Annotated in this window: 9 protein-coding genes and 1 pseudogene; 7 read left to right on the top strand and 3 right to left on the bottom strand. The window is 52.8% G+C overall.

All coding sequences use genetic code 11. The annotated features are described in order from the left end of the window. Window positions 1–23: 23 nt before the first annotated feature. Complete coding sequence (rcsB, locus tag AB182_RS07135) at window positions 24–674, bottom strand: response regulator transcription factor RcsB (RefSeq protein ID WP_039079923.1); 651 nt, start codon at window positions 672–674, stop codon at window positions 24–26. 16 nt (window positions 675–690) lie between these two features. After that, a complete protein-coding gene (gene rcsD, locus AB182_RS07140) occupies window positions 691–3,360 on the bottom strand; it encodes a phosphotransferase RcsD (RefSeq protein ID WP_082137019.1) in 2,670 nt (889 codons plus the stop codon). Window positions 3,361–4,204: 844 nt separating this feature from the next. Here rcsD and AB182_RS07145 point away from each other — a divergent pair. The 6 genes and pseudogenes from AB182_RS07145 (at window position 4,205) to mgtE (ending at window position 11,593) form a co-directional block, all read left to right on the top strand. Next, window positions 4,205–5,325 (top strand): annotated as a pseudogene (locus tag AB182_RS07145) (porin OmpC). A 113-nt stretch (window positions 5,326–5,438) separates the two neighbouring features. After that, window positions 5,439–6,482 (top strand): FAD:protein FMN transferase ApbE, encoded by a 1,044-nt coding sequence (gene apbE / locus AB182_RS07150; RefSeq protein ID WP_047369487.1) that lies wholly within the window; start codon window positions 5,439–5,441, stop codon window positions 6,480–6,482. Between the two features lie 72 nt (window positions 6,483–6,554). Further along, window positions 6,555–7,634, top strand: coding sequence for a bifunctional DNA-binding transcriptional regulator/O6-methylguanine-DNA methyltransferase Ada (ada, locus tag AB182_RS07155; protein ID WP_047369488.1), 1,080 nt, complete (start codon window positions 6,555–6,557; stop codon window positions 7,632–7,634). Next, complete coding sequence (gene alkB, locus AB182_RS07160) at window positions 7,634–8,284, top strand: DNA oxidative demethylase AlkB (protein ID WP_047369489.1); 651 nt, start codon at window positions 7,634–7,636, stop codon at window positions 8,282–8,284. Before ada ends, alkB begins: the two co-directional genes overlap by 1 nt. A gap of 73 nt (window positions 8,285–8,357) precedes the next feature. Next, window positions 8,358–10,001: a multidrug ABC transporter permease/ATP-binding protein gene (locus AB182_RS07165; RefSeq protein ID WP_047369490.1), complete on the top strand. Its 1,644-nt coding sequence runs from the start codon at window positions 8,358–8,360 to the stop codon at window positions 9,999–10,001. Window positions 10,002–10,156: 155 nt separating this feature from the next. Continuing rightward, a complete protein-coding gene (mgtE, locus tag AB182_RS07170) occupies window positions 10,157–11,593 on the top strand; it encodes a magnesium transporter (protein WP_047369491.1) in 1,437 nt (478 codons plus the stop codon). Here mgtE and AB182_RS07175 read toward each other — a convergent pair. Beyond that, on the bottom strand, window positions 11,556–12,791 hold the full coding sequence (locus tag AB182_RS07175) for a SulP family inorganic anion transporter (RefSeq protein WP_047373214.1): 1,236 nt from the start codon (window positions 12,789–12,791) through the stop codon (window positions 11,556–11,558). The two genes, mgtE and AB182_RS07175, sit on opposite strands and share 38 nt — an antisense overlap. A gap of 278 nt (window positions 12,792–13,069) precedes the next feature. Between AB182_RS07175 and mqo the strand changes: the two genes are divergently transcribed. Then, entirely contained in the window at window positions 13,070–14,728 is a 1,659-nt protein-coding gene (gene mqo / locus AB182_RS07180; RefSeq protein WP_047369492.1) for a malate dehydrogenase (quinone), read from the top strand. Window positions 14,729–14,750: the final 22 nt, after the last annotated feature.

Genomic DNA, 14,750 nt, shown 5'->3' on the forward strand with positions numbered 1-14,750 from the left:
GGCGGGAGCCGGGGTAGTCGAGATTACTCTTTCTCGGTCTGGGTCAGGGTGACTGAGGAGAGGTAATTCAGCAGGGCGATATCGTTATCAACACCCAGTTTCATCATGGCTGATTTCTTCTGGCTACTGATCGTTTTGATACTGCGGTTCAGTTTCTTGGCGATTTCGGTGACCAGGAAACCTTCGGCAAACAGACGCAATACTTCGCTTTCTTTCGGGGACAGACGTTTATCGCCATAGCCGCCAGCGCTGATTTTTTCCAGCAGGCGGGAAACACTTTCCGGGGTAAATTTCTTCCCTTTCTGTAATGCCGCCAGCGCTTTCGGCAGGTCGGTTGGCGCACCCTGTTTCAGCACGATCCCTTCAATGTCCAGATCCAGCACGGCGCTCAGGATAGCCGGGTTGTTGTTCATTGTCAGAACAATGATCGACAGGTTAGGGAAATGACGTTTGATGTATTTAATCAGCGTGATGCCATCACCGTATTTATCGCCTGGCATTGACAGATCGGTGATAAGAACATTGGCCTCAAGTTTCGGCAGATTATTGATAAGTGCTGTGGAGTCTTCGAATTCACCGACTACATTAACCCATTCGATTTGTTCAAGTGATTTACGAATACCGAACAGTACAATCGGATGGTCATCGGCAATAATTACGTTCATATTGTTCATGTATTGGGCTACCTTGCTACAGCAAGCTCTTGACGTAAGCGTCAATGTCGCTGATGTAATTTTCTATGCCTGGAACATCCTTCTCACGAATTAAATGCTCCAGCGTTTCACATAACTGCTTACCAGGAACCAGATTAAGCATGGCAAACACCCCTTTCAGGCGGTGTGCTGTCTGAGCCAGTGCAGCGAAATCGCTTGTCGCCGATTCAGTATACAACCTCTTAACATCATCCGGTACTGTGTCGACAAACAGCGCATAATAACCGCTGGCATGGAGCTCGGCATTTTCATCGCCCCCCAAAGGCGACTCCATAACGTCTTCCTGTGCCAGTTGCTCTTCTATAAGTTGCAATATGGCTTCCTGCATTGCATTACTCATATTAAAGTTGACGCGCAATTGTCCGGGGCCAATTTTCCGCACGCCGACCTCATCATCGCTTAAAAGCAAGCCCGAGGATGTAAGATTAGACGGATTATCTGTTAAAAACAGGTCATACTCTTGACTTAATAGTCTTTCATCCGGCGAGATACAGCTTGCCCCCCAGTTTTCGAGCTGTCGAACCACGATATTACGGATTTCGCTGGAGGTGATATCAATCATGGCGACCACGTCGTCCAGCAATTTCTCCTCGGCTTCCTCATGCTGAGCGTGCACCGCCATTTTCACATGTAGCGAATAACGGGTGCCCAGTTCTTCCCGCGCTTTGATATTTAAATGGCCACCGAGTTTTCTTGCCAGCTGATCGCACAGCCAGAAGGTGAGGGCATTGGCTTTACCATACTGATCGCTCTGAGTGGAATTAAGGAACGGGAAGTGCAGGTTATCTATCTCGCTGTTGCTTACGCCATTGCCGGTGTCCAGAATGCGGAAGGTCAGGCGATCTTCCGCTGATTCGTCCATACTCACCTCAAGGGTGATTTTGCCAATCTGTGTCGTCGTCACCGCGTACTGGATCAACAGCAATAAAATGCGAAGCAGGGCATCGCGATCGCCGTGACGCTCCTCTTTAGCATGCAGGTGGTTATTGATCAGGAGCTGTAGTCCTTTACGTTTAATAACAGGCAGTACCTGCGGTACTACTTCATCAATCAGATCCTGAATGGAAAACAGCGTGGATTGTCCTTTCCAGCTGTCATTTTCCAGCATATTCGCCAGCTGAATCTCGTCCACCAGTCTCGCCAGCGTTTCGGCATGATCGGCAAGCTGGTTCCCCTCTTTGTCACCCAGGGCTGCGGCCTCTCCTGCCAGGGCTTTGACGGGGTGCTTGAGCGCGTCGGCAATGTTTTGCATGAATGCTGCGCGACCTTGCTGGTTTTTCTCGTACAGGCGCTGCGCCTGTTTGAGCTTTTTATTCACCAGCACTTCTCGATCCTGATCGCGGATGATGAAGATTTGCGTGCGTGAGGCCACCTGACTGCGGAACTGGCGAATTTCATATAATTCGTTATTGATAGTGGCCTGAATCACCCCCTGGTGCTGATCGGCCATGGCGGTGATATTTTGCAAGTTGAGGTGCGGTAGCAAATGATCGGCGATTTTATTACTCAACACCGTGCGGTTGGCTTCCTGATCATGTACCAGCAAGCCTAACGGCAGCAGAGAAACGATCTCTTCGTTAAACGCGCGCATGATGCGCAGCTCATTACTGTTCCCCGTGGGGGCCAGCCCGTCGCTCTGACGGCCCGGCTGATGGCGGAACGTAGTATAGCCAAACAGCGCCAGCGCCAGCAGACCAATATTCAACAACAGCGGTAACAGAATATTCTGCAAGGTCTCCAGTAGCAGCGTGCCAAACGGCACCTGCCAGACCAGACGCAAGCCGGTGGAGTTGAGCGAAGAGGCAATTTCGATTTTCGAACTATTGAAATTGATGGTCACGCTGTCTGCGCTCTCTTTATCGGTGGAGCGCAGATTATTTTGCGCGTTATCCGTATCGAGACGGAAGCTGTCCAGCGACATGCCTGGCGGGATCAAATCATTAATCGGCAAATCGAATGCGACAACCGTTGCCAGATGACCGGGCTGGTTAAAGGTGGTGCGCAGGGTGAAATAATGACCGTTCTGCCAGGCAAGGCGACGCAGGGCGGAGAAGCTCTCGCGTTCGTCCAGCGCGTTAGCCTGCTGCAACATTTCCGCGCGGCGTGAATCGACAATACTGCCAATAGTGGATTCTTTAAATCCGGAGGAGAGATCTTTGAGTGGCAGTGTCGAGATCAGGATCATGCTGTTGTCCTGACCATTCAGGTAATACATCGACCAGGGAACGGTCTCCGCGCCCCAGAGGGTATCCAGATACGTGGAGATTCGCTGCGTCATTTCCAGCGTCGAGCTGTCATGGGAGCCGAAGATCAGCGCTTCCGTTTTGCGTCGAGGCTTTTCCAGATAGTAAACGTCCTGCTTAAGACGGGTTTCCTGTAAACCATCACTGGCGTTTCCCGAGGTCGCTGCCGCGATGTTGTCATAAATTTGCCAGGTCGCGTAGCGCCAGGTATCAATGCGCTTGTGCATTGCGTGAGTGATATCGACAACCTGATAGCTCTTATCTTTTAGCCAGGCATTAACGGCGCTTTGTATCATCACGCCCATCGTAACCAGCAGGACAATGATCAATAGAAGAAAGAAACGGGTAAGGTTGCCCGGCATCAGCGAAAATTTTCCTGGGGTCATGGTGTCCGATTGACTCATTCGTGTGTGTAACCCGTAATGACAACACTGCAGAAGACGGCTCAGCGTCTGCGCTGAGACTCTGTTGCTGCCATGCCGTAAGAACCTGCCAGTAATGACGGCGGTCTTGTCGGTGTGATGTTGCAGAGCTGTGTACAGCAGGCAGTATATCGGGTAATGAATGAATTTCCAGACTCTCGTTCGCGCAAATGTCCTGATGAGGAAGGAAAAAAAACGCGCATAAGCCAGACGCTAAAAAATGTACAATTAATGCGTTTCTGTACAAATATTTACCGCTTCGCTGATAAAAATCGCACGAATTAACAAGAAAATAAGAATTGGATTATCTTTTTGTGACTTTTTTGGCACGGATATTGTTTACTTAATAGTCATTAAGGATTTTTTGTGATTAGCACGCAATAAATGCTTTTACGTAAAGAAAGGTAAAAAAAAACCGAATGCCAGGCATTCGGTCCTAATAGGGGTAAACAGACATTCAGAATCGAATGACGGTAATAAATAAAGTTAATGATGATAGCGAGGATTATATTAGTGCCGAATTAATTTATTGGTTTTGCAATCAGTGCTAAAAACATGTAAATCATGTAACTTATTGTTTTTATTGGTTCTTAAATTATATTTTGATTATTTGTGCTTTATTCTTTAGCTATTTGTGCTAAAAAAAGTTCCCCGATATTTACAAATTGAAACATCTATAATGCAATATGAAACATCTTCAAAGTTTTCGTATCATATTCTTATTGGATTATTCTGTATTTTTAAGGAGAATGAACTTGCAGGCTGATTAATAGGATTAATCAGTGAGCGGTGGCTATAAAAATGCATATAACCGAGGGTTAATAACATGAAAGTTAAAGTACTTCCCTCCTGGTACCAGCACTGCTGGTAGCGGGCGCAGCGAATGCAGCGGAAGTTTATAATAAAAACGGCAACAAATTAGATTTGTACGGTAAAGTCGACGGTCTGCATTATTTCTCCGATGATAAAGGTGCTGATGGCGATCAGACTTACGTTCGTTTCGGCTTCAAAGGTGAAACCCAGGTAAACGACCAGATCACCGGTTACGGCCAGTGGGAATACAACGTTCAGGCAAACAGCACTGAAGGCGCAAGCGATCAGGCATGGACTCGTCTGGCCTTTGCGGGTCTGCGTGTCGGCGATGCGGGTTCTTTCGACTATGGTCGTAACTACGGCGTGATCTATGACGTAACGTCCTGGACTGACGTCCTGCCTGAGTTTGGTGGCGATACCTACGGCGCTGACAACTTCATGCAATCCCGTGCTAACGGCGTTGCAACTTACCGTAACACTGACTTCTTCGGTCTGGTTGATGGCCTGAACTTTGCTCTGCAGTATCAGGGTAAAAACGGCAGCATCAGCGGTGAAAACACTACCGGTCGTAGCACTCTGAAACAGAACGGCGACGGCTTTGGCGCATCTCTGACCTATGATCTGGGCGCTGGCTTTAGCGCAGGCGCTGCAATGTCTACCTCTAAACGTACTGCCGACCAGAATGCGGCTGGCGTTTATGGCAGCGGTGACAATGCAGACGTGTATAGCGGTGGTCTGAAATATGACGCCAACAACATCTACCTGGCGGCGCAGTACACCCAGACCTACAATGCAACCCGTTTCGGTAACTCTCAGAGCAACAGCACCGTTTATGGCTTTGCTAACAAAGCGCAAAACTTCGAAGTGGTTGCGCAGTACCAGTTCGACTTCGGTCTGCGTCCGTCCGTTGCTTACCTGCAATCCAAAGGTAAAGATGTTACCAACGGCACCACTGATTTCGGCGACCAGGATCTGCTGAAATATGTTGATGTTGGCGCGACTTACTACTTCAACAAAAACATGTCCACCTATGTTGATTACAAAATCAACCTGCTGGATGACAACACCTTCACTCGTCAGGCTGGTATCAGCACCGACAACATTGTTGCCCTGGGCCTGGTTTACCAGTTCTAAGCAGCAATTCTCGACAAAGGGGCCATCCGGCCCCTTTTTTTATGGCTTAAATCCATCTCATCACCGGTAAATTTGGTGTACTCTTGCGGCGCAAAACGGATAGGGAAAAGATGATGGCGACGACATTTCTGCGCGCAGGCCTGCTGCTTGCGCTCGCATTATTAAACGGATGCGATAACCCTGCCTCGCAGGCGGAACAGCCCACTGTGCTTGAAGGCAAAACGATGGGCACCTTCTGGCGCGTGAGCGCCATCGCGTTAAGTCCTGAGAAAGCGAACAGCCTGACGCAGAAAATCCAGGCGCAGCTTGATGCTGACGATCAAGCGTTATCAACCTGGAAACCCGATTCGGCGCTGATGCGCTTTAACCATTCCGCCAGTCTGGCACCGTGGCCGGTGAGTGCTGATATGGCAGATATCGTCACCATCGCATTGCGCGTTGGAGCGCATACGCAGGGGGCAATGGATATCACCGTTGGGCCGCTGGTCAATTTATGGGGCTTTGGACCGGACAAGCAGCCGAACAAAGTGCCGGATCAGGTGCAAATCGATGCGGCCAAAGCGCGTACCGGCTTACAACATCTTAAGGTCATCAACGAGGCGCATCAGCAGTACCTGCAAAAAGATCTGCCGGATCTTTTCGTCGATCTCTCCACCGTTGGCGAAGGGTATGCCGCCGATCACCTTGCACGTCTGATGGAGCATGAAGGGATCTCACGCTATCTGGTGTCGGTGGGGGGCGCGTTGGTGAGCCGTGGTATGAACGGGCAGGGGCATCCCTGGCGCGTGGCGATACAAAAACCCACCGATCAAGAAAACGCCGTGCAGGCGGTGGTGGATATTAACGGACACGGCATCAGTACTTCCGGGAGCTATCGCAACTACTATGAGCTGGATGGTAAACGCCTTTCCCACGTCATTGACCCGCAGACAGGCCGTCCCATTGAGCACAATCTGGTCTCTGTGACGGTGATTGCCCCAACAGCTCTGGAGGCCGATGCCTGGGATACCGGTTTGATGGTGCTGGGTACGGCGAAAGCGCAGGAGGTCGTGCGCAAAGAGGGGCTGGCGGTTTATATGATCATGCGCGAAGGCGACAAATTCACCACCTGGATGTCGCCGCAGTTTTCGGCGTTCCTCGTCAGCGAGAAAAATTAGACAGCAAGAATGCGGGTTTTTTCGTCCGGGCTATCGTGCACAGTGAGGCTATGCTTGAAAGAGGAGCCTGAGATGAACACATCCACGACGTTATATCAACAATCATTGACCGATGACCAATGCTGGCAGGCCGTTTGCGCACGTGATGCCAGCCACGATGGGCATTTTGTCTTTGCGGTGCGAACCACCGGGATTTTTTGCCGTCCCTCCTGCCGTTCACGCCGTCCCCTGCGCGAGAATGTTGGTTTTTACCCGGATGCCGACACCGCGCAGGCGGCCGGGTTTCGTCCCTGCAAACGCTGCCAGCCTGAAAGGGCGGATCCGCAGCAGCAACGTATCGCCAAAGTGGAAAAGGCCTGTCGCTTGCTGGAACAGGAGGGGAACGTGACGTTGGAAACTCTGGCTGAGGCCGTCGCCGTGAGCCCCTGGCATTTCCATCGTTTGTTTAAGTCCGTAACCGGCATGACGCCGAAAGCCTGGCAACTTGCTTTTCGTGCGCAGCGCCTGCGCAACGCGCTCAATGAAAGCGCCACGATCACCGATGCGGTACTGGCGGCAGGCTTTCCCGATAACAGCAGCTACTATCGGCAGGCAGATGCCGCGCTGGGAATGACGGCGAGTCAGTACCGGCGTGGGGGTGACGACACGAATGTTCGCTATGCCCTGAGCCGTTGTGCTTTGGGCCATTGTCTGGTGGCGCAAAGTGAACGCGGGATCTGCGCCATTTTGCTGGCTGATAACGATGACGCACTGCTTGATGAATTGCGGAGTATCTTCCCCGGTGCCCGGCGCGAGCAGGCAGATGAACAGTTTGTAGAACTCGTCGGGGAGGTCGTGCGGCGCATTGATAATCCGGCTTCACCTTTTACGCTCCCTCTTGATTTGCGCGGTACGGCATTTCAGCTCCAGGTCTGGAATGCCCTGCGCGCCATCCCGGCAGGTGAAACCGTCAGTTATCAGTCACTGGCGAAGACCATTGGTAAGCCGGGGGCGGTGCGTGCCGTCGCCCGCGCCTGTGCGGCGAACAAGCTGGCGATTGTGGTGCCCTGCCATCGGGTGGTGCGGGCTGACGGCGGGTTGTCCGGTTATCGTTGGGGGGCGACGCGTAAAGCCCGCCTTCTGCGTCAGGAATCAGAATCGAAGGAGGTATGATGCTTGATTTGTTTGCTGATGAAGAACCCTGGCAAGAACCTCTCGCCCCCGGCGCGGTGGTTTTGCGGCGTTTCGCGCTGGCAAAAACGCAGGCTTTACTGGCGGGCATAGAGGCGGTTACGCAGATCTCGCCGCTGCGCCATATGGTGACGCCTGGCGGTTATACCATGTCGGTTGCGATGACCAACTGCGGCGAAGTGGGCTGGACGACCGACGCCCGAGGGTATCTCTATTCCAGGATTGATCCGCAAACGGGCAATCCCTGGCCTGCAATCCCTGACGCTTTCGCCGCATTGTGCCATGACGCGGCGGTAGCCGCGGACTATGCGGATTTCAGACCTGATGCTTGCCTGATTAACCGCTATGTACCTGGCGCAAAGCTCTCGCTGCATCAGGATAAAGACGAACCGGATTTACGCGCGCCCATCGTCTCTGTCTCGCTTGGCTTACCGGCGGTATTTCAGTTTGGCGGCCTTAAACGCAATGATCCTCTACAACGTTTAATGCTTGAACACGGCGACGTGGTGGTGTGGGGCGGGGCGTCCCGACTTTTCTATCATGGCGTTTTACCGCTTAAGCCGGGGCATCATCCGGCGACCGGGGCGTGTCGTTTTAACCTCACTTTTCGTCAGGCCAGAAAGATTGAATAAAAATAAGAATTATTCTTGATGTTAACAATCAGCCGTTTAAACTGCGGGCTGTTTTGGTTGACCGGGTTTTGTGATGGAACTTCTTCTGCTGGTCTGGCGGCAGTACCGCTGGCCCTTTATCGCCGTTATTGCGCTAACGTTGCTTAGCGCCGCGCTGGGCATTGGGCTTATTGCCTTCATTAACCTCCGCCTGATTGAAACGGTGGATATGTCGCTGGCCGTGTTGCCGGCGTTCCTGGGCTTACTGCTGTTGCTGATGGCGGTGACGCTGGGCTCCCAACTGGCATTGACCACGCTTGGTCACCATTTTGTCTATCGTCTGCGCGGCGAGTTTATCAAGCGCATACTCGATACTCCTGTTGAACGTATCGAACAGCTTGGCAGCGCCTCGTTGCTGGCCGGGCTGACCAGTGATGTGCGTAATATCACCATCGCCTTTGTGCGTCTGCCGGAACTGGTGCAGGGGATTATCCTGACGATCGGCTCATCGGCTTATCTGGCCTGGTTGTCCGGTAAAATGCTGGTGATCACTGCGCTGTGGATGGCACTGACTATCTGGGGCGGGTTTATTCTGGTTTCCCGTGTCTATAAACACATGGCGACGCTGCGTGAAACCGAAGACAAGCTGTATAACGACTTTCAGACCATACTGGAAGGGCGCAAAGAACTGACGCTCAATCGCGAGCGTGCCGGACATATCTATAACAACCTGTATCAGCCAGATGCCCGCGACTATCGTCATCACATTATCCGTGCCGACACTTTCCACCTGAGCGCGGTGAACTGGTCAAATATCATGATGCTGGGGGCGATTGGCCTTGTGTTCTGGATGGCAAATAGTCTGGGTTGGGCGGATACCAACGTCGCGGCGACCTACTCATTGACACTCTTGTTCCTGCGCACACCTCTGCTCTCCGCTATCGGCGCACTGCCGACACTGTTGAGCGCGCAGGTAGCGTTTAACAAACTTAAGCAGTTCTCGCTGGCGCCGTATCAGGCTGAGTTCCCGCGCCCACAGATTTACCCGAACTGGGAAACACTGGAACTGCGCGATGTCACGTTTACATATCAGGACAATACTTTTTCCGTGGGGCCGATAAACCTCACCCTCAAGCGCGGTGAACTGGTCTTCCTTATTGGCGGTAATGGCAGCGGTAAATCGACGCTGGCGATGCTCTTAACCGGACTGTATGAACCCGTTTCTGGTGAAATCCTGTTGGATGGTAAACCGCTGTCGAAGGAGAAACCGGAGGATTACCGCAAGCTGTTTTCTGCCGTCTTTACCGATGTCTGGTTATTCGATCAACTGCTGGGAGCTGATGGTCAACAGGCGGACCCGGCGCTGGTGGACCACTGGCTGCAACAGCTGAAAATGGCACATAAGCTGGAGCTCAAAGACGGCAAAATCCTCAATCTGAAACTGTCGAAAGGGCAGAAAAAGCGCGTGGCGCTGCTGCTGGCACTTGCAGAAGAGCGTGATATTTTGCTGCTTGATGAGTGGGCTGCCGACCAGGATCCGCACTTTCGTCGCGAGTTCTACCAGGTGCTGTTACCACTGATGCAGGCAATGGGGAAAACCATTTTCGCCATCAGTCATGATGATCATTACTTTACCCATGCCGATCGTTTACTGGAGATGCGTAACGGTCAATTGAGCGAACTGACCGGGGAGGAGCGTGAACTCGCCTCCCGTGATGCGGTTGCCCGTACCGCATAATGGTGACTTTCCGGGGGGAAACGCCCGGAAAATCCATAACCTGCCTCTATTTACCCATCTGTACGCGCGGCGTATTAATATTTACACCACCTGCCGCTATGCTTACCTGTACGCCTTTATCTCGGAAAAGTGAGTTACTACGCAGGGAATGTCCAATGGCTGTCAGTAAAAAAAGCAGTAGCCGATTACGCGATCAGGAACGCGCGCGTTTAATCTGGCTCCTTACCACCGAAAAATCACTTACCGCAACGTTGCTTGGCGAGCTGACCCTGGCGGAACAGTTTGACGCCGATAAGCTCAACAATGACATAGCCGAAGTCAACGCGTTGGTGGCGCATTTACCGGCGCCGGATTTAGCCGATACCCTCGAAGGGTTGCCGATAGACGGGCGTCTTGCGCTGTGGCGGCTGGTAGAAGATGACAAACGCGGCAAAGTCTTGCTGGAAGCGTCGGAAAACGTCTGGCAAGACCTGATTGACGGCATGAGCGATAAGGCACTGCTGGATGCACTGCAAACGCTGGATATCGACGACCAAATCTGGCTGGTGCAGCATCTGCCGCGAAACCTGACCGGACGTTTGCTGGCAACCCTACCGGCAACCGATCGCGCCAGGGTACGCCAGGTGATGCGCTACGGCAAAGACTGCGTTGCGGCGATCATGGAGTTTGAAGTGATCACCGTGCGGCCGAATTTGACGCTGGCCACCGTACAACGCTATTTACGCAGACTCGGCAAAATGCCGGAAAATACCGACAAACTCTTCGTCACCGGACGTGACGGCATCCTGCTTGGCGAGCTGGCGCTGCAAACCATCTTACTGAAAGGCGGCGCCTGCCGGGTTGGCGAGGTGATGAATGACGATCCGGTCACCTTTTCGCCTGATGAACATGCGGAAGACGCAGCGCACACCTTTGAACGCGATGACTTAATTAGCGCTGCGGTTACCGATACCGACGGCAAATTACTCGGTCGCCTTACCATCGATGACATTGTGGATGTGGTCTACGAAGAGACTGACAACGATTTGCGTCAGATGGGGGGCCTGAGTACCGAAGAGGATGTGTTTGCGCCGGTCACTCGTGCGGTGAAAAATCGCTGGGCGTGGCTGGCGATTAACCTCTGCACGGCATTTATTGCTTCACGAGTGATTGACGGTTTTGAACACACCATTTCACAACTGGTCGCACTGGCCGCGTTGATGCCTATCGTTGCCGGTATTGGTGGAAATACCGGTAATCAGACCATCACCATGATTGTTCGCGCCCTGGCGTTGCAGACCATTCAGCCGGGTAACTTTCGTTTTCTGGTCTTGCGTGAAATGGGTGTGGCGTTGGTAAACGGTCTGGTATGGGGAGGAATCATGGGGGCTGTGACCTGGCTACTCTATGATGATGCCGCGCTGGGTGGGGTGATGACGCTGGCGATGGTGCTCAACTTGCTGATGGCGGCATTGATGGGCGTACTGATTCCGATGACGATGGTGCGCTTCGGGCGTGACCCGGCGGTCGGTTCAAGCGTGATGATCACGGCTATTACCGACACCGGGGGATTTTTTATTTTTCTTGGGCTGGCAACGATTTTTCTGCTGTAGCGCCACGCGCCTTATGCAGACGAGCAGGAAGAATAGCCATCGCAATCATACCTGCCAGCACGCCCATCGCCAGATTTCCGGTACTGATGGTGGCCGCAACGGTCACCAGCATCACCAGCGTTTCGGCAATCGGCGCACGCTGTAGCGTCGTTGGTTGCAAACTGTGCCAGCTAAAGGTTTTGCAGGCGACAATAGTCATGATGCCCGCCAGTACGACCATTGGAATTTCCGCCATCACCTCGCTCAGTGCCGTCACCAGTAGTAATAACACCAGCCCCGCCACGATGGTGGACACGCGACTGCGGCCTTTGCCCATTTCCACGTTGACGATGGTCTGTCCAATCATTGCGCAACCGGCGATACCGCCGTAAAAACCCGCAAGAATATTAGCGATACCCAACCCGGCGCTTTCCCGGCTTTTGCCGGATGGTGTGTGGGTTAAATCATCCACCAGCCGTGCGGTCAGCAACGATTCCAGCAGGCCAACAAAAGCAATACTGAGTGCGCAGGGCCAGATGATGCCGAGCGTGGTGAGGTTAAACGGCACCCGCCATTCCGTTAAACCGGGCAGCCCCCCCTGCATCGGGCCTTCGTCGCCGACGGTGGGCAGCGCCTGCCCGGTGAAGACGGTAAATATTGTCAGCACCACGATGGCGACCAGCGGTGCGGGCACGCTTTTCACCCACCGCGGCCACCACAGGACAATCAGCAAGGTCAGGGCGAAGAGGGCAAGGATCAGCGGCTCACGGCTCCAGAAATGGGGTACCTGGGCGAAGAAAATCAAAATACCCAGTGCATTCACAAAACCTGTCATCACCGCTTGCGGCACAAAGCGCATCAGACGCGACATTCGCGTTAAGCCAAAGATAATTTGTATGACGCCTGCGAGCACAACGGCTGGCAAAATGTATTCCACGCCGTGCTGGTGCACCATCGGGCCAATCACCAGCGCTACGGAGCCGGCCGCTGCGGTTACCATCGCCGGACGACCGCCCAGCAATGACATACTGATACACAGCACGACGGAAGCCAGCAGGCTGACTTTGGGATCGACGCCCGCGATCACCGAAAAGGAGATCACTTCCGGAATCAACGCCAGAGCGGTAATAACGCCTGCCAGCGCTTCGCGCGTCAGCAGTTGAGGGGAGCGCAGCACGCTGCTGACCCGACCCGTCGGGGAGAATAATTTTTCAGTCATAACTTTTTGCAGGGGTGAGCGGACGCAGGCATCAATAAATGGATGGCATGACATGTCTTTGACAAAGTGGAGAATACTACTGTTTCTTAACAAAAGTTGCCAGTAAACATGGTTATTTTTAATGCAATTATTAAACTTATTAATAACATTTATGTAATGACTATTTAATGTTTAAACATTATTTAAATCCTCTTTCCCCCGTGCTAGGTTAGATGCGCTAACGAAGTTACCCGCGATAACTGCTAATAAAGCAGCACTAAAAGTAAGGCATTAACATTATGAAAAGAATGACTGCCAGACTGTTTTCGATGGCTGTCGGGCTTAATGCTGTCTCTGCGGCAGCAAAAGCTAACGCATCGAAAGAGCAGGAAACGGATGTGCTTTTAATCGGTGGTGGGATCATGAGCGCCACGTTGGGAACCTACCTCCAGGAGCTGGAGCCCAACTGGTCGATCACCATGGTGGAACGGCTGGACGCGCTGGCGGAAGAGAGCTCCAACGGCTGGAACAATGCCGGTACGGGGCACGCCGCATTGATGGAACTGAACTACACCCCGCAAAACCAGGATGGATCAATCAGTATCAAAAAGGCGATTGAGATTAACGAAGCGTTTCGTATCTCTCGTCAGTTCTGGGCGCATCAGGTGGAAACCGGTGTGCTGAGCGAACCGCGCTCGTTTATTAATACCGTTCCGCACATGAGTCTGGTGTGGGGCGATGACAACGTTAACTTCTTGCGTGCTCGCTACAAAGCGTTGCAGCAAAGTACGTTATTCCGTGGCATGCGCTATACGGAAAACCACGAGCAGATCCGCGCATGGGCGCCGCTGGTCATGGAAGGGCGCGACCCGCAGCAGAAAGTGGCGGCGACGCGTACGGAAATCGGTACCGATGTAAATTTCGGCGAGATTACCCGTCAGCTGATTCATTCCTTACAGCGCAAAGACAACTTCTCCCTCAAGTTGGGTAGCGAAGTTCGTAGCATCAAACGCAATGCAGATAACACCTGGAATGTGACCATCGCCAGCCTGAAAAACAGCGGCGTCGATCAGGTCATCAAGGCCAAATTTATCTTTATTGGCGCCGGTGGCGCCGCGCTGAAACTGTTGCAGGAATCCGGTATCCCGGAAGCGGCGGAATACGCGGGCTTCCCGGTCGGCGGTCAGTTCCTGGTGTCCGAAAATCCGGATGTGGTGAACAGCCATCTGGCGAAGGTGTATGGTCAGGCGACCGTGGGCGCGCCGCCCATGTCTGTACCGCATATTGATACCCGTATTATTGATGGCAAGCGCGTGCTGCTGTTTGGGCCGTTCGCCACCTTCTCAACGCGCTTTTTGAAAAATGGCTCGCTGTGGGATCTGCTGCGCTCAACCAACAGTTCTAACTTCCTGCCCATGTTAAGCGTCGGGATGACCAATTTCAGCCTGGTGAAATACCTGATGAATCAGGTGCTACAAAATGACGACGATCGCTTTGATGCCCTGTGCGAGTACTATCCGCTGGCTAAAAAAGAGGACTGGCGTTTATGGCAGGCCGGGCAACGCGTACAGATCATCAAACGCAATGCGAAGAAGCTGGGTGAGCTGCGTCTGGGCACCGAAGTGGTGAGTGACAAAGAGGGCACCATTGCTGCGCTGTTGGGCGCATCGCCGGGCGCTTCCACCGCCGCGCCGATCATGCTGGAACTGATGCAGAAAGTTTTCCCGGAAAAAGTTGCATCCCCTGAGTGGCAGGCGAAACTGAAAGAGATCATCCCGTTCCTGGGCGTGAAGCTTGATGGCAACGTTGAAGCGTCGGATGAAGAGTTGCATTACACCAGCCGCGTGCTGGGTCTGAAATGCGACGAGTCGCCGCTGGCAGACGCCACGCCGCCGGTACGAAAACCCTCGCATGTTGTGCCTGCGGAGAATGAACCCGCGGCAGATATCGCGCTGTAATCGCAAAAACCTGCTTCGGCAG

The organism is Phytobacter ursingii, from assembly GCF_001022135.1.
GTDB lineage: Bacteria > Pseudomonadota > Gammaproteobacteria > Enterobacterales > Enterobacteriaceae > Phytobacter > Phytobacter ursingii.